A 23,552-nucleotide genomic window follows, 5' to 3' on the forward strand; every position below is an offset into this window, starting at 1 on the left:
AAAGGACACAATTCGCGCCCACTCACGTAATCCTCGGGTCCGTAAGCCGAGAGCTTCCATCCATGAAAACTCTTCTCACCCTCCTTTTCCTCGCCGGGTTCCCCCTCCTCTGGGCCAAGCCTCCCAACATTGTGCTCATCTTTGCCGACGATCTCGGCTACGGCGATCTCAGTTGCTACGGCAAATCCAAAGCAGAGACCCCCCACCTCGATCGAATGGCGCAAGAAGGCCTCCTTTTCCGCGACTTCTCTGTGCCTGCCAATGTGTGCGGCCCCTCCCGCGCCGCCCTCCTCACGGGGCGCTATCCCATGCGCTGCGGCTTCCCCATCTCCCGCTTGGATTTGCCAAAATACGCCAAATATGGCCTCGCCGCTGAGGAAATCACCATCCCCGAGCTCTTGGGACAAGCCGGCTATGAGAATTTCCTGGTCGGGAAATGGCATTTGGGCTTTCGCGTCGACGGCTCCCACCCTCTCGATGCCGGCTTCCAGAACTACTATGGCATTGCCAACAACCACTCCTCCTCCCGCCCCCATTCGGACACCCTCTACCGCAATCGCGATATCGCAGAAGAAAAGGTCCCCTATGAAAAATTGACCACCCTCTACACCGATGCCGTGGTCTCTTTTCTCGCCCAAGAAAGAACTCACCCTTTCTTCATCCTCCTCGCCCACAACGCGGTCCACACCCCCATCAAGCCCAGCGCGGAGTTTCGTGGTCAATCGGGCCAAGGTGCCTATGCCGACTTCGTTCAGGAGCTCGACCATTCCACAGGGCGTATATTGGCCGCTCTGAAGGACCATGACCTGGAAGAAGACACTCTGGTCATCTTCACCTCCGACAATGGCCCCGCCAACCTCGGCTCGGCAGGCCCTCTGGCGGGGGGCAAATACGTCACCATGGAAGGCGGCCATCGCGTCCCCGCTCTGGCCCGTTGGCCGGGGGTCATTCCTCCAGGATCCACAACGGAGGCCATCACCACGAGCATGGATTTTCTCCCCCTCTTCTGTGCATTAGCCGGCGTCGCGCTCCCTGGCGACCGGACCATCGACGGGCGCAACATCCTACCTATTCTCCAGGGAGAGACCGAAGAATTCCCCCAGCGCCTCTTGGCTTATTACAACGGAACCCACTTGCAAGCAGTGCGCAAGGGCCCCTGGAAGCTCCACCTTCCCCGAACCCTTTCTGACCAACCCTTCTGGGCCAAGAAACAAGGAGGCAATCGCAAGAAAATCCATCTCACCCTCGACGAACCCCTTTTGTTCAATCTGAAGGAGGACTTGGGAGAAACCACCAATCTCGCCGACAAACATCCCGAAATGGTTGCCGCTTTGCAAAAAGAGGCCGCGAACATCCAAGCCGAATTGGGCAATCTCGATTCTCCCGGCTCAGCCCAACGACCCCACGGTCTCATCGAACCGCAGGAACGAAAGCTTGAGGAAATGCCGGACCACTCACTGCCAACCCCTCTCCAACCATGATTCGACCACTCTTTCTCACCACCCTCCTCCTCGCCGGGCTCCCCCTCCTTTTTGCCAAGTCCCCCAATGTCATTCTCATCTTTGCCGACGACTTGGGTTACGGCGACCTCGGCTGTTATGGTGCAACCCACGTGCGAACTCCCAACATTGACCAACTGGCCAAGGAGGGGCGACGCTTCACCGATGCCCATTCCGCTTCCGCCGTTTGCACCCCTTCCCGCTACGCCTTGCTGACGGGCTCCTACCCCTCCCGGGCAAAAGGCGGCGAAGGCCTCTGGGGACCGGCGCCCATCAACTCCCCCCTTCTCATCGCGCCCGACACCTTCACCTTGGCCGACCTCTTTCAAAAGGAAGGCTATGCCACCGCTGCCCTTGGCAAATGGCACCTGGGTTTCGGCGAAGAAGCAAACGATTGGCAACCACCACTACGGCCGGGACCACAGGATCTCGGCTTCGACTTCTACTTCGGCCTCCCTGTCGTCAATAGCGCACCGCCCTATCTCTATGTGGAAAATGATCGCTTCGTGGGAGAGGATCCCGACGATCCCCTCATCTTCATTGGGCGGAAACGCCACAGTGAAGCCACCCCCATCACCCCCATTCCCAAGGAGGCCTCCCAACGCACGGCCAACCAGTTCAAGGGAGCGCGGCGGGCCCACGAGCACTACAACGACTACGAAGTGGGCACAGTGTTGACAGAGAAAGCCACCGCGTGGATCACCACCCACCGCCAGCAGCCCTTCTTTCTCTATCTCGCTACCACCCACATCCATCACCCCTTCACCCCCGCCCCCCGCTTTCAAGGCACCAGCGAAGCCGGCCTCTATGGAGACTACATCCACGAGCTCGACTGGATGGTGGGCGAAATCCTGACTTGTCTGGAGGAAAACCAACTGACCGAGGACACTCTCGTCATCTTCACCAGCGACAATGGAGGCATGCTCAACTCGGGCGGTCGGGTTGCCGTGCAAAAGGGGCACCTGCCCAACGGAGACCTCCTTGGCTTCAAATTTGGCGCTTGGGAGGGCGGCCACCGCGTGCCCTTCATCGCCCGTTGGCCTGGTAAGATTCCGCCCACAACCGTCTCCCCCCAACTCCTGAGCCATTTGGACCTCATGGCCACTCTCCACGCCGCCCTCGGCAAAGAGAAGCCTCCCCAAGCCGGACCGGACTCCCTCAATCTCCTGCCAGCCTTGACCGAAGAGCCCTCTCTCCCCCTCCGGGAAGAACTGCTCCTCGCCGCCCACCGGCCCAGCCACCTCTCCCTCCGCCAAGGCCCCTGGATGTATATTCCCGCCCGCGGCAGCGGAGGCTTCACAGGCTCGAAGCCCTCCCACCACGCCTGGGGCGGCCCCCCCGCAGTCGCCTTCGTGCAGGGGAAAAACAGCGATCTGAAGGACGGCAAACTCCGCCAGGACGCGCCTCCCGCCCAGCTCTACAATCTCGCCGAAGACCCCAATCAAAGGGAAAACCTATACCACAGCTATCCCGACAAGGTCCGCGAAATGGCGACCCGACTCGATCAACTCACTCCCGAAAATCCCGCCTCTTCTTCCAAAAAATGAAATCACTCGTTCTCCTCCTCGCCCTCCTTCTCCCCCTCCACGCGCAAGATTCCCCGCAACTGCCAGAAGTCCCCTGCACCCGCACCGTCCTCACCGGCATCGGACAGGAAGACGGGGTCATGCGACGCGATCCCAGCGACATCATCAAAGTCGGCGACCTCTACTACCTCTGGTATTCCAAAGGCAAAATCAGCACCGGCTACGATGCCACCCTTTGGTATGCTACTTCACAGGACGGCGTCTCTTGGCAGGAACAAGGTCAAGCCCTCGACAAAGGAGCGCCCGGCAGTTGGGAGGCGGGCAGCGTTTTCACCCCCAATATCCTGGTCGCGGAAGGACGCTATTGGCTCTTCTACACCGGCACCTCCAAAGCCTACGAAGCCCCCTTCAACCCCGATTCCAAAATTGGCCTTGCCGTGGCTGATTCCCCCCGCGGACCCTGGGAGCGCATGCCCGACAATCTCATTCTGCGCAACAGCGAGGATGCGGACGATTTCGACAGTCACCTCGTCGACGATGCCTGTCTCCTCGTGCGCGACGGCCGTTACTGGCTCTACTACAAAGGCCGTCAACAAGGAAAATCACCTGCCGAAACCCAAATGGGCCTGGCCCTCGCCGACCACCCGGCCGGCCCTTATCGCAAACACCCGGGCAACCCCGTCATCCCCGGCAATCACGAAGTCGTGGTCTGGCCACAAGGTCCCGGGGTAGCCGCTCTCATCGGCACCACCGGCCCCAAGGAAATGCGCGAGTCCGTCTTCTATGCTGAGGACGGCATTCATTTCCAGCAAACCCACCGGGTGATTCGCCACCCTTGGGCCGCAGGCACCTACCGCCCGGCCGCCTTCTTGGACAATGGAAAAGGGCAGCCCGTCACTTGGGGAGTGGAAATCGGCCGCCCCCAGAAAAAAGGCGACCTCCCCTTCCTCCAGCGCTTCGACCTCCAGTGGCCAGACTAACCCCCGCCCCCCTTCCCCCTCCTTTCACAAGTCCTCTTCGTCCCGTTTCATTCCAGATATGAGACTCGACGATGTCAAATTCTTCACAAAACTCAAAAAAGCGCCTTTCAAGTCCCCATCACCAGAAAGGCCTATTTTGTGAACTTTGCGGATAGAGAGGTAGCTTCCCCAGTTGAAAAAGAGGGCTCGTAAAACAAAAGGATATTGGCTACCTCTAGGTTGGCCTAACTGCCATCACCACCGCGTCGAGGGATTCGCCTTTGTCGTTCCAAGAGAATTCGCTCAGCGGCTCCAGCTTGGGTCTTCCCACTCAGATACCGATGTCATTATCCCCACCAACAAAAGAGCCCGAGGACGTCAAATGCGAAGGACCGACGATTAGTCTGACCATCGCTCCGAAGATTGGCTTTGCCTCCCAACAAAATGCAGTTCCGCTCATTCGAGAACTCGCCCTTGTCAACGAGACCGATTCTCCTTTGGAAGAGCTGACTCTGACGCTCACTTCTCACCCGGCCATTCTTGAAAAGAAGGCTTGGAAGGTGTCTCAGCTGAAGCCGGGAGCGGTGGTCCATATCAACGATCGCCACGTTTCGCTGGATGCAAGCCTGTTAGGAGAATTGACGGAATCATTAACCAGCCAGGTGGTCCTCACGCTGAGCCAAGAGGAGAAAGTCTTGGCTCGGCGGGAAGAATGCGTTGAAGTCTTGGCCAAGAATCAGTGGGGTGGAATCGGATCCATGGCCGAGCTTTTGCCTGCCTTTTGCCAGCCCAATGAACCCGCCATCGACGGACTTTTAAAGGCGAGTTCGGAAGTTCTCCGGCGAAGCCAACAACCCGGAGCCATCGACGGATACAGTTCAAAATCCCGGAAGCGCGTTTGGCAACTCTGCGCAGCAATTTGGGTGGCGGTGCAAGAACTCAATCTGAGCTATGCGCTTCCCCCCGCCAGCTTCGAAAGTGAAGGACAAAAAATACGCCCGCCCGTTCGCATTCTGGAAGGAGGGGTAGCGACTTGCTTGGAAACAGCCCTTCTCTTCGCTGCAGTCTTCGAACAAGCGGGTTTGAATCCCTTCATTGTCTTGACCGAAGGCCATGCCTTTACGGGGGTATGGCTGCAACCACAAGAATTCTCCCACCCGGTAGTGGAGGACCTGGCGACCATCCGCACCCGTCTCGAGCTCAAAGAGCTGATCGTCTTTGAGACAACCCTCGCCACCAAGGAAGGGAAACCCGGTTTTACCCAAGCTCTCGCAGCAGGTTCAGCTCAATTGAGCGAGGAAAGCTTTCATGCGGTCATTGATATTCGTCGCTCCCGCCTTCGCCAGATACACCCCTTGGCCAGCAGCGGTTCCTCCCTGATAGCCAAGAGCAGCCAAGTTGCCTCTACTCCCGACCCCGGGGTTTTGGAAACTCCGCCCGTGGATTTGCCAGCCTTTGATGTCGAAGTGGAGATTGAGGCAACCACTGCCTCGGACCGATTGGACCAATGGCAACGTCGCCTTCTGGATTTGACCACGCGCAATCGTCTCTTGCACGTTCCGGAGCGAGCGAAAATCATTCCGTTGCTTTGTGAGGACCCGGCTCAATTGGAGGATGAATTGGCGGCGGGAGATAAGATTCGACTTCGGGGCATGCCCGATCTGGAGGCTGGAGGACGCGACGTGGACCTCTACCAAGAGCAGAACCGCGAATCTTTGCAAACCGCCCTCATCCGGGAGTGCGCCGAGCGAGGTGAAGTTCTCTCCTCACTGGACGAGAAAAAATTGGATTCCCGGCTGACCGAGATTTATCGCCAATCTCGCACAGATTTGAAGGAGGGCGGGGCAAACACGCTCTTTTTGGCTCTTGGCTTTCTCAAATGGAAAAAGACTCCAGACGACACCCGGAGTTATCGCGCTCCACTCATCTTGGTGCCGGTGACTCTGACAAGAAAAAGTGCCGCTTCGGGAATCACGATGACTCTCCACGAAGACGAGCCGCGCTTCAATCTCACTCTCTGGGAGCTTCTACGACAAGACCTGGACCTCACCTTGCCTGGTCTGGATGGAGACCTTCCCACCGACGAGAGTGGCATCGATGTAAAGCTCATCTGGCAGAGGGTCAGGGAAGCCACCAAAGAAATGGCCGGCTTCGAAGTTCTGCCTGAAGTGATGCTGGGCAACTTCTCTTTTGCGAAATTTCTGATGTGGAAGGACCTGGTCGAGAGACGGGAACAGGTCCTCGATAATCCGGTGGTGAGTCGCTTGGTCAACTCCGGGAACGAAAAGGACCAAGCATTAAGAATGGAAGGTTTTCCCAGAGAGAGCGAACTGGACCGCGACACGCCCCCGGGCGAGATTTTTGCTCCTCTCCCCGCCGATTCCTCCCAGTTGGCGGCAGTAATCGCCTCGGCCCGCGATTTCCACTTTGTCTTGGACGGACCTCCCGGAACGGGGAAGTCGCAGACCATTGCCAATATGATTGCGCACAATCTGGCTCTGGGTAGGCGTGTTCTCTTCGTCGCCGAAAAAATGGCCGCTTTGGAGGTTGTCTATCGCCGCCTGGATAAGATCGGATTGGCGGACTTTTGCTTGGAAGTTCACTCCAATAAAACCTCGAAAACCGAGATTCTCAAACAATTGGATAGAGCTTGGGAAAGCTCCGAGGAGTTGGCTGCGGAAGAATGGCAGCGAGAAGCCGACCAGTTGGCAAAGGTGAGAAACGATCTCAATCGCATCGTGCATTTGTTACATCGCCAGCACCGCAATGGTCTGACCATTTACCAAGCAGTGGGCCGTGTGGTTCGCGATTGGACTCCAGGCATGATTTCACTGCAATGGGAGCGTCCACAACCTCATTTGTTGGAGGAATACGAAAAGATGCGTTCCGTTTGTCGCACACTGGAACTCAATGCGGCCACCCTGAAAAAAGCTCCAGAAGAATTCGTTGCGATCTCTTTTGATGATTGGTCAAGTGAATGGCAAGAAACGCTGATTGCCCAAGCCCGTGAGATGGGGCCGAGACTCCAAGCCCTTGTCTCTGCCTATCAACAATTCACAAAGGCAACAACTCTCCCTGCTGAGAACAGCGAGCCCGGGTCCATACTCCGCTTGCTTCCCTTGGGCCAACTTCTCCTCGCTGCTCACGGCCGTCATCTGGCGGTTGCCTTTGAACCGGGTTTTGGAGAAAAAGAAGCGAGCGCGCAAAAACTGGCAGCCTTGCTTTCGCGGTATCGCGCCTGCCAGACTCGCCTTTCCACAGACTACCCCCCTGAGGTTGAGCGCTCTCTCGATCTGGCGGGGATACAAGTGCGATTGGCTGAGGCTGACAAGAAGTTCCTCTTTCTCGGCAAAATGGCTCGCAAGAAAGTCGTCAAAGATTTCCAAGCCCGCACCAGTACTCCGGTAACAACCAAGATTGATCAGGACCTGATCACTCTCACAGAAATGCGCGCTCTTCTCGCGAAGATCGATCCTGAACTGCACACCCTCTCTGGCCTTGAGGGAGTTCGCGGGCTGGAAACTGATGAAGTTGCGCTTACGGAACACCTCGAGTTTGCTCAACATCTTCGTTCCACAATCTCCTCCCTCGCACAAACACCCGATGAACTCATTGCCGTGCGGCAAGCAGTGAAAGCCCTGCTTCTTGATGCAAATGAACTGCTCTCCCCAGAGGGGCCGGTGGCTTTGGCACTGCATCACCTGCAGGATACCGCCAAAAAATATGAAGAGGTCGATTCTCAGTTTTGCAGGCTATCGGGCTTATCGTCACAAGACCTCTCTAGCGAAAGGAAACTGTCTTTGGCTCAAGCAATTTGTGAACACGAGTCTCGATTGCGGGCCTGGACACACTGGCAGGCGGCTGTCAACGAAGCCTGCCGTCTGGGCCTGAACCCCTTGGTGGAAGCGGTCCAGAAAGGCGCAGTGCAAACGGATGGAATCGTCGACCAGTTCGAGCTCTGCTACGCCAAATGGTTCGCGACCCGCGCCCTCGATGCGGATGAGGAGTTGCGGAAGTTCAACGCGGTCGAGCATCAGGATCTTATTGGGCAATTCCGAGCGCTGGATGATAAGTTCGCCGAACTGACCACTCGCTACATTCGGGCTAAGCTCAGCGGGCAAATTCCGAGCAAGAATGAGGTCACGCGCCGCAGTGGCTATGACGTCCTCCAACATGAACTGCAAAAGCAACGCAGGCACAAGCCCCTCCGTCAGCTTGCCAGCGAGATGGGCGATGCGTTGACAGCGCTGGCTCCTTGTATGCTGATGAGTCCCCTCTCCATTGCCCAGTATCTTCCGGTTGAACAACAGCTTTTCGATCTTGTGATTTTTGATGAGGCTTCACAGATCGCACCGTGGGATGCCGTTGGCTCGGTAGCCCGCGGAAAACATGTTGTGGTCGCAGGAGATCCGAGACAAATGCCACCAACCAATTTCTTCGGTCGCAGCAACACCTCTCAAGACGACGACTTGAGTGATGACATGGAGAGCATTTTAGATGAATGTTTGGCAGCGGGAGTGCCCCGACAAGGGCTCACCTGGCACTATCGCAGCCGTCACGAGAGCCTTATCGCCTTTTCGAACCTTCGCTACTACGATGGCAATTTGATCACTTTTCCATCGGCTGTCACCAGCGACCGGGCAGTAAGATGGCGTCGGGTCGAGGGGCTTTACGCCAAAGGAAAGGGTCGCACCAACCAAGAGGAGGCCAAGGCCATGGTGCAGGAGGTCTTAATTCGTCTCACGGATCCAGAATTTGGGCGGGCGGAGAAGTCTTTGGCCATCATCACCCTCAATAGTGATCAGCAACGACTCATCGAAGATCTCTTGGATCAAGCCCGGCGGGAAAATCCTGCCATCGAACACTTTTTCGGCGATGACTGTTCCGAGCCAGTCGTGGTTAAGAATCTGGAGACCGTTCAGGGTGATGAGCGTGATTTGATTTTGCTGGGCATTGGCTTCGGCCCCTCCGAGCCGGGAGGTGCGATGTCGATGAATTTTGGTCCCCTGAACCGCGAGGGGGGTTGGCGACGGCTGAACGTGGCTCTCAGCCGAGCCCGGGAAGAAATGATCGTTTTCACCTCCTTCGACTCATCCCACATCGATCTCAACCGGACCTCGGCTCGTGCCGTTCGCGATTTGAAGCACTTTCTGGAATTTGCCGAGCGAGGCCCCGAGGCCTTTGCCATGGCGGTGGAGGGCTCCCTCGGAGGCTACGAGTCCCCGTTCGAGGAAGCTGTCGCCACCGAATTGAAAAACAAGGGATGGGAGGTGGTTCCCCAAGTAGGCGTTTCCCGTTTCCGTATTGATCTCGGCATTGTCCATCCCGACCAAAAAGGAAACTTTTTAGCGGGGGTTGAGTGTGATGGTGCCACCTACCACCGCGCGGCCACAGCTCGCGATCGTGACAAGGTGAGAGAAGAAGTTCTTTCCGGCCTGGGCTGGAATCTGGTGCGGATTTGGTCGACCGACTGGTGGTATGATAAGCAGAACTCTCTTGAAAAACTACACGCTCAACTGAATGAGCTCTTGGAGCGTTCACGCATAGAGGGATCCTCAGAGGAAGAGAAAGTTGTAGATACCGATGAAAAAAAGCGGATTTTGCCAGATGAAGCTCCCCAAGTAAGCTCGCCAGCCGAAACAGAATTTCAACATGAGCATGAGTCCGAAACGGTAGCGCGAGTGGTGGCCTATGAAGAGGCACAACTAGAGAAATTCGCAGAACAAATCTCTGCAGAACGGTTCAACGATCCCGCCTACGACACGGTTTTGCGATCCCTCATCCGGGAGCTCATTGAGGTGGAAGCTCCGATCTCAGAAAAACTGGTCGCGAGAAAAATCTCCAAATGCCACGACTTCGGACGAACCGGACGCTTGATTCGAGAGCGCATTCTAGAGCTTGCCGAACATGAATTTCCGAATTTGGAAGAGTCCGATGGAGTCTCCTTTTTTTGGCGAGACTCCGAGCATCCCGAATCTCTCACAGTCTGTCGGCAGCCTCAGGAAGGACAAACAGGGCGCCGTCTCGATGACATTCCCGCTGCGGAAATTCGGGTGGCTGCCCAAGTGACCGAAAATCCCTCTGAGTTGAGCCAACTCGCCAGATTATTGGGGATAAATCGCCTATCGGCCGAGAACCGGGAGAGACTCGCCGAGATTTTGAATCAAGCGAGACAAAATTAGCAGAAAGTCCGGATTCAAGTAAGCTCACACACCTTATTCCTCCAAGCATTGGACATTGATAGAGAGCAGGAAGATAGAATCCTGCTCTCTCCGCCACCGCCTTTTCCCTCTCCTCTGCCTTGACTTTTTCCGGGGAGGGCTTTTTCTTTTTCGCCGTTGAACGCCTGTCGGTCCATTTTGCTTCTCATCGGTTGCCTCCACGTGGCAGTGGGGCCGATGAATATGCTGCAGATTATCGCCTGGACCGGGATGCTTCTCGACAATTCGCGCGAGAACTCGATGGCCGACGCCATTGAGATGACTTTCGATGGCAGCAAGCCTTGTGGCCTTTGCTGCGCCATCGCAGAAGCCAAGGAGCAGAAAAAGGAAGATCCGCTCGCACCGGCTCCCAGCGAAGGCCGCGATCAATTGCGCCTCGATCTCTTCCCCTCCTCCGACCCGAAAGCCCAATCGGGTCGCTCTTTCCGGCTGCAGGCCGGTCCACCCGCCGGTGAGCAGGTGGCCTTTTGGGCGGAGCATGTGGCCAGCGTGCCCTCTCCCCCACCCCAGCGGGCTGCGGTCTAATCTGATCTACCGTCTCTTTCTTTCCGGCCAATTAACGCCCGGAAAAGAGTTCCAGACTCTTGGCTCTAGCAGTCTTGAATCTTTCGCAAGAAAGAACAGTCACACTCGACTCGCGATGAGACGGTTGAGTCCAAATGACAGGCTCTTTGCGCCTGACTTGCTTCTGTAACCGGCGAGACGCCGGTGCTCCCTGACCAGGTGATCTCTGAAGAGGTGATCTCTCCTCTTGGGATCCTTGCTTTTTCCTTTCTCTATGAAACCGATTTTCTTTTTGCTCACTATCCTTGGCGGAATGGGAGTGGCTCACGGCGAGCCGCTCTTCGAATCCCGCCCCGTCCACCCCCTCGCCATCAATGCGGAAGGAACGCGACTCTATGCGGTCAATCCGGCGGAAGGCCGTCTCTCCATTTTCGCCCTGGGCGGAGAGGAGCATCCTGCCCCCAGCCTCTTTGCCGAAGTGCCGGTGGGGCTCCTGCCGGTGACCGTGCGCCTGCGCAATGAGGAAGAAGCCTGGATCGTCAATGAGCTCTCGGACAGCATCACCATTCTCTCCCTTCCGGATCACCGCACGCTGGCGACCATCGCGACCGGGGATGAGCCCGCCGATGTCGTCTTCGCCGACGGAAAGGCCTTCGTCACCTGCTCGCGGGACCATTCCGTGCGGGTCTATGATGCCGACTCGCGGGAGGAACTCGCTATTCTGCGCTTGGAAGGCTTGCTGCCCCGCGCCTTGGCGGTGAGCCACGGGGGGGACAAGGTCCACGTCGCCTTTCTCCACACCAGCAATGGCACCACCATCCTCCCCCGCACGGAGGCTCCCGCCCAAGAGCCGCCCGCCTACACCGACCCCACCCTCCCCGAGCCTCCACAGGTGGCCCAGATTGTCAGCACCGAGCACCCCGATATCGACTACGAGGTTCTCGACCACGACATCGCCACCATCGATAGCGACAATTTGTCGATTTCTTACACGGGAGGAATCGGCACCAATATCCTCGCCCTAGCGACTACGGAAGACAACACCCTGCTGGCGGCCAACTCCGAGGCCCGCAATCTCATCCCGTTCGAGAGCGAACTGCGCGGACGATTTGCGATCAGTCGCTTGGGAATTCTCCGCGCGGACGGCTTCGGCGACATCACCCTCAACCCCGACCCCGACGGCATTTTTCCCAACATCGATACCACTGCTGCCGACACCGCCCTGGCACAACCCATGGCCGTTCTACCGGTCACCAACGAGAAAGCCTATCTCGCCGCCTACGGCTCAGACCGTATCGCCCTCATCGACCTGCCTACCGGCACCCTTGATTGGCGGGTCGACCTCCGCATGAACGACGACCCCGAGGCTCCGCGCGGGCCCCTCACCGTGCGCGGTCCACGCGGCCTGGCCGTCCATCCCAGCCAACCGCGCCTCTATGTTTTCAACAAGCTTTCCCACACCCTATCCACGATTGACACCGTAGCAAAAGAAGTGATCGCGGAAGTCGGTCTCGCGACCTTCCCCGACCTCGCCAGCGACCTCAAGATTGGCCGTGCCCTGCTCCAGGACGCCCGTCTCTCGGGCAATGGTTCGGTCTCCTGCGCCAGTTGCCACATCGATCTCGAGCGCGATGGCATTGCCTGGAACTTGGGCGACCCCTTCGGCGAAATGCAGACCATCCCCGGAGCCCTGCGCTCGCTGCATGAGAACGACACCTATGTCAACCGCACCTTGCACCCCTTGAAAGGGCCCATGATCACGCAAACCCTCATCGGCCTCAGCGACCAAAGCAAGCTGCACTGGCGGGGGGATCGGGCCCGCATCCAGGACTTCAACCCCACCTTCGACAAGCTGATGGGGGGGAGTGAAATTCCCGCAGCGGAGATGGACAAAATCGCCGACTATCTCCTCGCCCTCCGTCATCACCCCAATCCCCGGCTCAATCCCGACCGAAGCTTTCCCGCTGAAATCGAAGGGGGCGATCCCCTGGCGGGTCTGCTCGTTTTTACCAAATTCGAGAACCATTGCGCGGCCTGCCACAGCCTGCCCTCGGGCACTTCCAACAATCTCGACATTCCCTCCACCTTCGGTTCCTTTCAGCCCCTCAAGGATGCCCCCTTGCTCACCCTTGAGCATCGTCGCCACTTCGACAATCGTCCGGGCGCCCGCAACGTCACCGGCTTTGGGCTTCTCTCCGACGGCACCGGAGCCGGACATGAGTTCCCCATCGTGCACCCCTATTCCCTGCATGAACTGGACGATGTCGACCGCCCGGCCTCCGTGCGAGCCAAGGAAAAGCGCGACCTCACCGCCTTTCTCCTCGCCTTTGACAACGGCACGGCCCCGGCGGTGGGGCAGAGCGCAACCTTCACCCCCGGGGAAGGGGCCGATCCCAGCAAGCAAGCGCGCGTGGAGCTCCTGCAGACCCTGGCCGGAAATGAGATGACTTCCACCGGGCTCATCGCGCGGGGCCACTGGCAGGGAGAGCGGGCGACCTTTTTTTACCAGCCCGAGAGCGGAGGCTATCAAGCTCCCGACCAAGAGGGAGAGTTCACTCTCGCCGATCTCTTGAGCGGACTCACCCCCGGAGATAGCCTGACCTTCCTCGGGGTGCCGGTAGACTCTGCCCGACGACTCTCCATCGATCGCGATGGCAATGGTCTCCCCGACCGCGGGGACGCCCCCGCGCTCATTCTAAACAACCAGCTCCTGCGCTGGCCAACCACCCGACCGGGCTGGACTCTGCATCACTCCCGCGATCTGAGGGACTGGCAGCCCTTTACCGCTCCGGTCCACTCAGACAGCGAGCACTATCTGGCCCCTGCCGACACGCCGGATGACCGCCAATTTTTCCTCCTCCAGCGCCGCTGGTAAAGGGAGCAAAAAAACCAAACACAATCGAACAACCAACAACTATGAAAAAACTGATCCTGACCGCCGCTCTCCTCTCGGGCATTCCGGCGGCCTCCGCCAATGCCGCCGTCGTCACCGCCCAGAGTGGCAATCCCACCGGAGGAGCCGGCTACAACTTCAACGTCGTGCTCGGAGGCGGCGACCAGACCTCCTTCCAGGGCACGGTGGGCAGCTGGTCTTGGAATGACAGCACCATCGCGGAAGGCGAAGGCTGGCGCCACCAAGCCGATTGGATCGCCTTCACCCTCACCGAGCCCTCCTACCTTCATCTCGAAATCAGCCGGGTCGATGAAACCGCGGATGCCAAGCTCTTCCCCTCCTACACGCTGCTGCGCTTCTTCAACGACACCACCGACGGGCCCCATTTCTTTGATAACGACGCCAACATCCAGTGGACTGCGGGTTCGGTGGAAATGGAATATCTCGCCCATCTGGACAACAGCACCTCAGGGTCGGTGCATGAACACTACCATCTCCCGGCCGGCGACTACACCCTCGCCATCGGGGGCAATGCCCAATCGGAAGCTGTGGCCGAGAATGTCAACTACACCGCCTTCCTGGCTGCCGATGCCATCACCGTTCCCGAGCCCTCGGCGGCTCTCTTGGCCTTAATCGGAGCTGGCAGCTTGCTCCTCCGCCGTCGCCACTGATTTTCCCAACAAAAACACCGGGAGCCTCCTCAGTCTTCCCCCTCGGGAGGCTCCCTCTTTTCCCATGCGCTCCACTTCTACACTGCTTCTCTGGCCGCTGCCCCTCGCCGCCCATCACGGGCAAGATTTTCTCGTGACCCTCGATACCGGCACTCCGGAGCCCTGGCACTGGACCACCACGACGGGCTTCGAGTTCACGGCCCAATCCGATGGCGATGAAGTCTCCGCCCTGCAGGGAATCGCCCTCGGCTTGCCGGGGGGCTTCAACTTTTCCACCGCGCTTCGCTTTGCCGATGAGGGCTCCGGAGCCTGGGACGCCCTCGCGCTATCCCCCGCCCTGCAATGGAACACGCCCACCTTCGACCTGCCCAATAATAGCACCGTCACCTTCGGAATGGCCTTTGGCTGGGAATTCCCATTGGAAAAAGCCGACCACGACCATGGCAGCCACGGCCACCCGCAGTTGGAAGACTGCTCCCAATATCTCGGCAACCCCTTTGCCTACGCAGTCTGTCAATTGACCAATCAAAACAGCCTCAATCACAGCCACGATGAAGGCACCGGACACAGTCATGGCGGGATTCACCGCCACGGGGAGAGCCATGGCTTCCTGCGGCTCATCGCCGAACTGCGCCTCGGAGAGAGCGATCGCCTCGCCGCCAATCTGGTTGCCGTTTTTCCCGAAGACGGCGACGTCGCTATGGGTTACGCCCTCGCCTACCGCCATAGCTTCACCCACCACTTCGCCATGGGGCTGGAAGCGACGGGAGACTTCGACCTCAACAAAGAGCACCTCCTCTACCTCACCGCCACCAACTACCTCACCCATGATTTCTCAGTGACTTTTGGCGGCGCGGCCGGTCTCACCGCCGACTCGCCCTCCTATTCCCTGCAAGCGCTGGCCACTTGGAGATTTTGAGCAAGAATCACTTCAGGCAAAAAAGCTTGCACCCAGGGCCCGAAGAAACGATCCTCGGCACGCGGTCAGTCCGCCCCTGCCTCATGACACAACCGGAAGCCGAAAAGGAAAAGGCGATTGCGTGGGTCCGCCCCCTTGCAGTCGCAAGCCGCACTGGCCTCTTATTTCACTAATCTTTACCAATTCGTCTTGTGAGAGACAACGCCACCACCCTGCCCTATCTGCTGCGACTGCTGGACGACGAGCAGCCCGATGTGCGGCGCGAAGTATCGGCCCAGTTGGCCAACTTCGGTGGTGACCTGAGCGATCAAATCGCCGGCCTGGGAGTCGACCTTTCCAGAGAAGATCGCGAGATTCTATCCACGCTCCTTCTCCCTGCCCGCCGCGCGGCCCTCCGCGAAGCCTGGTTCACGCCCTCGCGGGCCTTGCTGCAACCCGACGGTGACTGGGAGCTTTTCGAAGCCTTCCTGCGCATGATCTCCGATTATCTCCACGATGGCGTCTCCCTCCGCCCTTCCCTCTCCGATATGCTGGATGAGCTTGCCGAGGAATCCACCGATCTGGAGCTCAACGATCCCATCCCGCTCGCCAGCTGGCTCTTTGAAAGCGGCAAGCTGAAGCCCAACAAGGAGGATTACTACAACCCGCGCAACTCCGACCTCGCTGCCGTGCTGGAAAATGGCGCCGGAAATCCCCTTTCCCTCTCCCTCATCCTCACCCTCGTGGCCCAGCGGCGCAAGATTCCCATCTACGGCTGCAACTACCCCGGCCACTTCCTTTGCTGGACCGACACCTCTTCCGGCCCTCTGGTCATCGACCCTTACAACAAGGCCCGCACCCTGGCCGTGAAGCAGATCATCGCCAACAATCCCGGCATCTCGGCCACCAGTCGCGAGGCCCTCGCCACCCCCGCCCGGCAGGTTGACATGCTGCGCCGCGTCCTCTCCAATCTCGCCCACGCCTTCACCAAAAACGGCTCCGAAGAAGACCTCGCCCTCGTTACCGAGCTGACCGATAGTCTAGATGAACTCGATATCTCGCTCGTCTGAAGAACGCGTCATTGCCGGCGAGACCCTGACTTGGCACCGCTGGCAACCTCCCGCCGACCAGCTGCGCGGCGCCCTCTTTTTCCTCCATGGGCAAGGTGACTACGGCGAACGTTACGAGGAGATCGCCAACCACTTCGGCGCGCGCGGCCTCGCCTTTGCCACCTGCGATCTCCCCGGCCATGGCCTCTCCCCCGGTCGCCGCGGCCACGTGCCATCGCTCGAAATCGTGCGCACGGTAGCCCGCCTGGGTATGACGGAAGCCCGCGAACTGGCGGGAGAAAATCCCGTGGGCTTTGGCGGGCATTCCGTCGGAGGTCTGCTGGCCCTCGCGCTTTTACCAGAGCTGGAGGAAGCCCCGACCTTCAGCTGGATCAGCTCGCCCCTCCTCGACGCCAAGGCTGGTCAGCCTCCCTGGAAGCCCGCTTTGCTGCGCCCACTCTCGCGTCTGCTGCCCACCTTGACCGTTTCCACCGGAGTGCGCGCCGAGATGTGCCGCCAATACCTCCCCGGAGAATCCGCCACCGAGCCCCTGCAGTTCCACAATCGCATCTCCCTCTCCTGGGGAAATGCCCTCATCGCCCTCAGCGATCAAGTTCGCCAACACCCCGGGCGATTGCCCTCCGACACGGCCCTGCTGCTCACCCAGGGAGGCCGCGATCGCATCTGCCCCCCCGACATTTGCCAAGCCTACGCTGCCCGCCTCAAGCGCGACAACTTCCGCTTCCACTTCTATCCCGAAGCCCGCCACGAACCCTTTGCCGATGAACAGCGGGCCGAGGTCTTCGCCGACCTCGGCCACTGGCTCGACGAGGTGCTCGCCACCCCCGGGGACTAGCCCTCGGGGAAAATCTCGTGATACTTGATCGCTTCCGCTCCCACCGCCGCCACGGTACCCAAAAGACCACGCTCGGTGACCGTGCGGGGAACCTGGGCCGCTGGACGAGTGAGCCCGAGCACGAGCTGACCGTATTTCGTCGCTCCCCCCACGTGCCGCAACAGCTTCATGGCAATGTGCGCCGCATCCAGATTGGGAAAGACCAACACATCCGCCCGCGGACGCCCTTCCATTTGAGGAAGCTTACACTCCGCCGCTTCAGGATCGAGCGCCACATCCGCCTGCAGCTCGCCATCGACTTCAATATCATAGCGATTCTGCTGCACCACCGCGCGTGCCGCCTCCGTAGCCGCCCGCACCCGCGCTGCGGAGTCATTTGCCGCCGAATTCATCGTCGAGTGGCTCAACATCGCCACCCGCACCCGACGGCCCACGTAGTGATGAGCCAAGCGGCCGGTCTCCACCGCAATATTGGTGAGCTCGGTCACGTTGGGGCAATCCGAGATTCCACAATCCGCCAGATAAAGAACCCCATCCGGTCCAAAGTGCTCCAATTTCTCCGAAACCATAATGGCACAAGTGAAGGGATGCCCCACCCCCGGCATGGGTTTGACCAACTGCACCAGCGCCCGGTGAATCGTGGCGGGAAGGAGCTCGTTCCCCCCAATCATGGCATCAGCCTGGCCATATTGAATCATCATCGCGGCAAAGAAATGCCCCCGGCTCACCGTCTCGCGAGGATTTGCCAGCTTGATTCCCTTCAGGCGTTCAATGCGCACCAGCCGTTCCGTGAATAATTCCAAGTCGTCTGCCTGTGTCGGATCGATCACGTTGATGAAATCCATCTTCACTCCCAGCTCTTCCGCCAGGGCCCGCACCTTTTGCCGATTACCCAAAAGAATGGGCACCCCGATACCGAGCTTCACCATCTCGCCTGCCACTCGCACCACCCGACGATCCTCCCCTTCGGAGAAAACAATCCGCTTGGGATGCCGCTTCAAAGTCTCGAACAAGGGTCCAGTAAAAACGTCCGGCTCTGCCCACCCACTTCCGATTTCATTCATAGTCAGCCAATTTCCCGAGGATTCCGTTCGGGCTTTCCAAAGACTCTAGACAGGACTGCAGTTCACCTCAATGGCAAAGCGCCGTTTTCTATCACCGCCAGCGGAAGCCTCCCAACTCTCGCCCCCTCTTCCCCCCTACAAAAAAACAGTCACCCCCGAAGGGATGACTGACCAGAGAATCCGGGCGGCTCCTTCAAGAGCGGCGCCGATGACCAAGAAGCATGGCCAATCCCAAAAGCGAGAGCCCCACTGAAGAGGGCTCCGGGACCGTGGTGATGGTGAGCCTGTCCAGATTCAAGGTGCCCCCTTGGGTGGAAACATTCGGAGTAACCAGACCGGCCAAGTTCGCGTAATTTGTGCCAGCCACGGTATTGAAGTTGAGGTCAGTGGCCAACCCCTCGGACGTGATGGTGAGGTCTGTATTCCCGGTGGCCGTGTCCTCGGCAAAACGAATGGAAATGGTGTACCCATCCACCGCATCATCGCTGAAGTCACCAATCGCGCTGTAAGTGGATGACAAATACCACTCCGTATTGGCCGCCGTTCCCCGACCCGAACCGACCTGGAGACCAAGACTGGATCCGGTATTGTTGTAGAGAGCCGTTCCGTTGACCGGATTGGAGTCGGGTGAAGGGTCGTTGAAGGAAAGACCAAAAAAGGTCCCGTTCAAACCCGAACCAGAAATGGCGCTGAAATTATTCTCAACCACAAAGGAGATCGTGAATTCGGGATAAGAACTCAGGTCCAGAGTCGTGACGGTATTGAAGCCGACCGCACCACTGCCATTGCCCTGCAAGGAGCCATCCGCAATCGAGTCGGAGTGACTGTTCCCATTGTCGAAGACCTGCAACGCGGGGGTGGAATCGTTGGCCGTATCATCGAAGGTGTGGCTGTAAAGAACGACGGAGGCATGGGTGCTCATGGCAGCCCCAGTCATCACTGAGGCTAAGGTAATGGAGAGTTTTTTCATTCGTTTTGAGTTTGATTCAGTCGGGCTAATCAGCCGCTGGTTTCCCTTTCCTGAGATCGCAGCAACCAATTATCCTTCCCTTTCCTATTCTCCGCCCGAAACCCTGTTGGGACAGGATCCCTCTTTTTTTACACCCTTTTAGTCAGAAGAAGCCCTTTCGCGGCATTTCCCACGTTCCCGGTCTTGGCCTGCGCTTGCAAAGCCCCTAGCGTGCCCCCCTGTGATCAGCGACCACCACACGCACACCCCCCTCTGCCACCACGCCGAGGGCACGCCCGCCCAATACATCGATGCCGCCCTCGCCGCCGGACTCCTGGAATACGGCATCTCCGACCACGCCCCCCATGTGCCCGAGCCCTTTGACGATTGGCGCATGGCCACGGCCGACCTGCCCGCCTACCTCGACTGGGTGGCCGCCGCCCGCCACCACGCCGGTGACCGCCTCACCGTTAAAGTTGGCCTCGAATGCGATTGGCTGCCCGGCTGCGAAGACCACCTCGAAACCCTGCGCAACTACCACGACTGGGACTACCTCATCGGCTCCGTCCACTACCTCCCCGGCCCCGGTGGCCGCAAGTGGGACTTCGACAATCCCGCCCACCTTTCCCACTGGAAAAACCTCACCGCGACCGAGCTGGAGGACCTCTGGGAGCACTACTGGACCACCTACACCGCCATGGTGCGCGCTGATTTTTTCGACCTTTGCGGCCACCCCGACCTCATCAAGAAGTTCGCCTTCACTCCTCCCGGCGACCTGCGCCGCTACTACGAACCCACCATCACCGCCCTCGCCGAAACCGGCAAAATCTTCGAAATCAACACCGCTGGCTGGCACAAGCCCTGTGCCGAGCAATACCCCGCCCGCGACTTCCTCGCCCTCGCCGCCGAAGCCGGCATCCCCGTCACCATCAACTCCGACGCCCATTCCCCCGCCGAGGTGGCCCGCGACTTCGCCCAAGCCCACGCCCTCGCCCAAGAAGTGGGCCTGCAAGTGCGGGAGAGCTTGTGACCCGATGAGCGAAGACGAAAATCGCCCCTTGCACCGCTCACGATACCGGATACGGTTCAGAACGGATGCGGGTTGTGATTGATACCAACGTCATCGTCTCAGGACTTCGATCCCAGAAAGGCGCAGCTTTCCTCCTTCTCAAAGAGGTCAGACAAGGCCGCCTGACCCCGGTGATCTCTCCTGCTCTCTTCTTTGAATACGAAGCTGTCCTCACTCGCCCCGGAATCCTCCCAACCCAGTTCTCGCGCACAGACATCACCAAATTCCTCGACGCCTTCCTTTCCCTTTCAGACCTTCAAGAAATCCATTTCAAATGGAGACCTTGGCTCCGCGATCCGAACGACGAGTTCGTGCTCGAATTGGCGGTTGCGGCAGGGTCCCTTCCTATCATCACCCAGAATCTCAAAGATTTTCGCTCCTCCTCCCTTCTAGGAGTCACCGTCATGACCCCTTGGGAACGACTCTGCAAAATCAACCTAAACAACTCATAAACTATGGCAACCCTGAGTATCAGAATTCCGGATTCTCTCCACCAGTCGGTCAAAGAAATGGCCGAAAACGACCACGTCTCACTCAACCAGTTCATTGCTCTTACCCTCACGGAGAAAGTCTCGACCCTACGCACCATTGAACAACTGAAAGCCAAGGCAACGAGGGCCAATCTCGCTGATTTCGATCAATTGCTATCCAGAGTTCCGGATGTCGAACCCGACGAAAAAGATCGTCTTCCGGAGCCCCAATAGCTCCCCCCTTGCCCTTCCCGCTACCGCGCCCTAGCCTGACGGCGTGAAAGACGCTCTCATTGCCCTTCTCGGCCCGGACAAGGTTTCGGTTGCCGAAGCCGACCTCGCCACCCATTCCATCGACAAATGGAACTTCGCGGCGTCCCCCGAAATCGTGGTCTTCGCCGAAAGCACGGAGGACGTCTCGCAAACCCTCGCCTACGCGCACCAGAACGGCATCCCCGTCACCACCCGCGGAGCAGGCATCGGCTATGTCGGCGGGGCCGTGCCCATCACTGGCGGTATCGTCCTTTCCGTGGCCCGCATGAACCAAATCCTCGAACTCGCCCCTGAGGACGGCCTTGCGGTGATTCAGCCCGGAGTGATCACCAAGGCCCTGCAAGACCGCGCCGCCGAGAAGGGTTGGTATTATCCCCCCGACCCCGCTTCCCTCAAGGAATGCTCCCTCGGTGGCAATATCGCCACCAATGCGGGCGGTCCCCGTTGCCTCAAATACGGCGTGACCAAAAACTACGTGATGGGCCTGGAAGTCGTCCTCGCCGACGGCACCATCATCCGCACCGGCGGCCGTTGCCACAAAAACAAGACCGGCTTCTCCCTGACCGAACTCTTCGTCGGCTCCGAGGGCCTCCTCGGCGTGGTCACCGAGGCCACCCTGCGCCTCATCCCCCACCCCCAGCGCCGCGCCATGCTCACCACCACCTTCCCCCAATTCCGCGACGCCGCCGCCGCCGTGCAAGCCATTCTCAACAACGGCCACCTCCCCTCCGCCCTCGAGATCACCGATGCTTTCACCCTGCAGGCCGCCCGCAACTACCTCGGGGCCGACGCCCTCCCCGACGGAGAGGCCCACCTCATCGTCGAGATCGACGGCCGTCACTCCGCCGTGGAAGCCGAACTGCCCGAGCTGGAGAACCTTTTGCAAAAAACCGGGGCCCTCGCCATCGAGAGCCATCGAGACGACGCCGCCTGCGAAGCGGTCTGGCAGCTCCGCCGCGAATTCTCCTACTCCCTGCGCGCCACCGGGCTCACCAAGCTCAACGAAGACATCGTCGTCCCCCGCTCCAAACTCGTCGAACTCGTCGAATATGCCCAGGAACTGGCCAAAAACACCAACATTCCAGTGGCCTGCTTCGGTCACGCTGGCGACGGCAATATCCACGTCAACCTCATGGTCGAGGACTACGACGATCCCGAGAAAAAGAAGCCCGCCGACGAAGCCCTCGACCAGCTCTTCAACTGGATCCTCGCCAACCGCGGAGCGATCACCGGCGAGCACGGCGTCGGCCTCGCCAAGAAGCGCTGGTTCCAACCAGCAATCGGCGAAAACAGCTACCGCCTCCACCGCGCCCTCAAAGCCGCCCTGGACGAAAACAACACCCTCAACCCCGGCAAATTCCTCGACGAGTAAATTCGCTCCCTCCTCAGGTGAGAACCCTCTTCGAGAGCTTCCGGAAGCCTCGGCGAGGCTTCCCTACCAGCGTCCGAGTGGGTTCCGGAAAGACGCCCGGGGTGCCACGTCTGCCCCAACGGAGCATCCCATACCAGCCCAGGGCAAGGCCCTGGGTTCCACGCCCCACCAGTGTTTCCAGCAAGCCTGTGATGGCGCCTCGCCAAAACGCCTTCCCGCCGCTGGTTCCTGATGCCTCGAACACTGACAACGCCTGCGCGCTTGGACGAGGGGAATCCGGAAAGACGCCCGGGATCCCACGTCTGCCCCAACGGGGCATCCCATACCAGCCCAGGGCAAGGCCCTGGGTTCCACGCCACGCCATTGTTTCCAGCAAGCCTGTGATTTCGCCTCGCCAAAACGCCTCCCCGCCGCTGGTTCCTGATGCCTCAACCACTGACAACGCCTCCGCGCTTAGACGGGGGGTGCCGGAAAAACGTTCAGGGTGCCACGTCTGCCCCAACGGGGCATCCCATACCAGCCCAGGGCAAGGCCCTGGGTTCCACGCCCCGCCATCGTTTCCAGCAAGCCTGTGATGTCCCCTCGCCAAAACGCCTTCCCGCCGCTGGTTCCTGATGTCTCGAACGCTAACAACGCCTCCGCGCCTGAACGAGGACTCTGCGGTGGTCAGGAGTGACCACACTCCCTATAACCGCCCCGAGGGCGAAAATCCCATACGAGACGTCCCGGGGTTGAGGGCTGAACCCTTCTCGCCCTCCAATGCCTGACTCGTTCGACCCCCAACCTCTCACGGAAGCCTCGGCGAGGCTTCCCTACCGCTCTCTTCCTCAGCGTCACTGACACTTACAGCAGTAACCCGTCTCTGCGACATCTTTGCCGCCGCACAATCCAGACCCACCAACTTCCCAAAAATTTACCACCCCGCATAAGGAGGCACTGCCACCGCTTCCCAATTCTATGCATTCATGATGGCGACGACGAATTTCAACACGGCGACGAAGCCCAAAACTACCAAAAAGAGTGCTCGGAAATACCGATCAATAGCTGTTGTTTGGTCATACCTTCATTGCACGGATTAACATTAAACTCAACTCACCTAACAAGAAAGAGATGAAACTTAAGAGAATGCAAATCGGATCAAGTTTTTTTGGTCCGACCTTTCTTACTACCGACCAGACTATCTACGGGGATGTCCCACAGGTCGTTAAAACTCTCGGTGGTCGTTGGCGTGAGATTGGCTATTTATTCGTCGATTTCAAGGTTGGTGTTGAGGCTTCTG

Annotated in this window: 17 protein-coding genes; 15 read left to right on the plus strand and 2 right to left on the minus strand. The window is 58.9% G+C overall.

Annotation, left to right across the window (positions count from 1 at the left end; all coding sequences use genetic code 11):
- Positions 1 to 62: 62 nt before the first annotated feature.
- The 10 genes from JIN78_RS10165 to JIN78_RS10210 all read left to right on the plus strand — a co-directional run bounded on the left by JIN78_RS10165 (position 63) and on the right by JIN78_RS10210 (position 17,076).
- Positions 63 to 1,481: a sulfatase family protein gene (locus JIN78_RS10165; RefSeq protein ID WP_200391856.1), complete on the plus strand. Its 1,419-nt coding sequence runs from the start codon at positions 63 to 65 to the stop codon at positions 1,479 to 1,481.
- Entirely contained in the window at positions 1,478 to 3,046 is a 1,569-nt protein-coding gene (locus tag JIN78_RS10170; RefSeq protein WP_200391857.1) for a sulfatase family protein, read from the plus strand. The genes JIN78_RS10165 and JIN78_RS10170 overlap by 4 nt, the downstream gene beginning before the upstream one ends.
- Positions 3,043 to 4,005: a family 43 glycosylhydrolase gene (locus tag JIN78_RS10175; protein ID WP_200391858.1), complete on the plus strand. Its 963-nt coding sequence runs from the start codon at positions 3,043 to 3,045 to the stop codon at positions 4,003 to 4,005. Before JIN78_RS10170 ends, JIN78_RS10175 begins: the two co-directional genes overlap by 4 nt.
- Before the next feature lie 320 nt (positions 4,006 to 4,325).
- Positions 4,326 to 10,166, plus strand: coding sequence for an anti-phage protein ProA (proA, locus tag JIN78_RS10180; protein WP_200391859.1), 5,841 nt, complete (start codon positions 4,326 to 4,328; stop codon positions 10,164 to 10,166).
- Between the two features lie 222 nt (positions 10,167 to 10,388).
- A complete protein-coding gene (locus JIN78_RS10185; RefSeq protein ID WP_200391860.1) occupies positions 10,389 to 10,730 on the plus strand; it encodes a hypothetical protein in 342 nt (113 codons plus the stop codon).
- Positions 10,731 to 10,983: 253 nt separating this feature from the next.
- Positions 10,984 to 13,584, plus strand: coding sequence for a YncE family protein (locus JIN78_RS10190; protein ID WP_200391861.1), 2,601 nt, complete (start codon positions 10,984 to 10,986; stop codon positions 13,582 to 13,584).
- A 41-nt stretch (positions 13,585 to 13,625) separates the two neighbouring features.
- The gene (locus JIN78_RS10195) at positions 13,626 to 14,273 is read left to right on the plus strand and encodes a PEP-CTERM sorting domain-containing protein (protein WP_200391862.1); all 648 of its coding nucleotides are present in this window, start codon (positions 13,626 to 13,628) and stop codon (positions 14,271 to 14,273) included.
- Positions 14,274 to 14,337: 64 nt separating this feature from the next.
- The gene (locus JIN78_RS10200) at positions 14,338 to 15,192 is read left to right on the plus strand and encodes a hypothetical protein (protein WP_200391863.1); all 855 of its coding nucleotides are present in this window, start codon (positions 14,338 to 14,340) and stop codon (positions 15,190 to 15,192) included.
- A gap of 191 nt (positions 15,193 to 15,383) precedes the next feature.
- Positions 15,384 to 16,241 carry a transglutaminase-like domain-containing protein gene (locus JIN78_RS17735; RefSeq protein WP_200391864.1) on the plus strand — a complete coding sequence of 286 codons (858 nt, stop codon included), beginning with the start codon at positions 15,384 to 15,386 and terminating at the stop codon, positions 16,239 to 16,241.
- Entirely contained in the window at positions 16,216 to 17,076 is an 861-nt protein-coding gene (locus tag JIN78_RS10210) for an alpha/beta fold hydrolase (protein ID WP_200391865.1), read from the plus strand. The genes JIN78_RS17735 and JIN78_RS10210 overlap by 26 nt, the downstream gene beginning before the upstream one ends.
- Here JIN78_RS10210 and JIN78_RS10215 read toward each other — a convergent pair.
- Both JIN78_RS10215 and JIN78_RS10220 read right to left on the minus strand, forming a co-directional pair.
- A complete protein-coding gene (locus JIN78_RS10215; RefSeq protein ID WP_200391866.1) occupies positions 17,073 to 18,140 on the minus strand; it encodes a phosphate acyltransferase in 1,068 nt (355 codons plus the stop codon). The two genes, JIN78_RS10210 and JIN78_RS10215, sit on opposite strands and share 4 nt — an antisense overlap.
- 193 nt (positions 18,141 to 18,333) lie before the next feature.
- Positions 18,334 to 19,077: a PEP-CTERM sorting domain-containing protein gene (locus JIN78_RS10220; RefSeq protein WP_200391867.1), complete on the minus strand. Its 744-nt coding sequence runs from the start codon at positions 19,075 to 19,077 to the stop codon at positions 18,334 to 18,336.
- 253 nt (positions 19,078 to 19,330) lie between these two features.
- On the opposite strand from JIN78_RS10220, the gene JIN78_RS10225 reads away from it, so the two are divergent.
- From JIN78_RS10225 to JIN78_RS17300, 5 genes are all read left to right on the plus strand, one after another.
- Positions 19,331 to 20,119, plus strand: coding sequence for a histidinol-phosphatase (locus JIN78_RS10225; protein WP_200391868.1), 789 nt, complete (start codon positions 19,331 to 19,333; stop codon positions 20,117 to 20,119).
- A gap of 65 nt (positions 20,120 to 20,184) precedes the next feature.
- The gene (locus JIN78_RS17860) at positions 20,185 to 20,610 is read left to right on the plus strand and encodes a putative toxin-antitoxin system toxin component, PIN family (protein ID WP_345778147.1); all 426 of its coding nucleotides are present in this window, start codon (positions 20,185 to 20,187) and stop codon (positions 20,608 to 20,610) included.
- Positions 20,611 to 20,613: 3 nt separating this feature from the next.
- The gene (locus JIN78_RS10235; RefSeq protein ID WP_200391870.1) at positions 20,614 to 20,862 is read left to right on the plus strand and encodes a toxin-antitoxin system HicB family antitoxin; all 249 of its coding nucleotides are present in this window, start codon (positions 20,614 to 20,616) and stop codon (positions 20,860 to 20,862) included.
- A gap of 43 nt (positions 20,863 to 20,905) precedes the next feature.
- Positions 20,906 to 22,273: an FAD-binding oxidoreductase gene (locus JIN78_RS17740; RefSeq protein ID WP_200391871.1), complete on the plus strand. Its 1,368-nt coding sequence runs from the start codon at positions 20,906 to 20,908 to the stop codon at positions 22,271 to 22,273.
- Between the two features lie 1,047 nt (positions 22,274 to 23,320).
- Positions 23,321 to 23,552 (plus strand): hypothetical protein (locus tag JIN78_RS17300; RefSeq protein ID WP_234037918.1); only part of this gene is annotated, 232 nt, incomplete at its 3' end.

Origin of the sequence: Roseibacillus ishigakijimensis (assembly GCF_016595415.1) — a bacterium.
Classification (GTDB): Bacteria; Verrucomicrobiota; Verrucomicrobiia; order Verrucomicrobiales; family Akkermansiaceae; genus Roseibacillus; species Roseibacillus ishigakijimensis.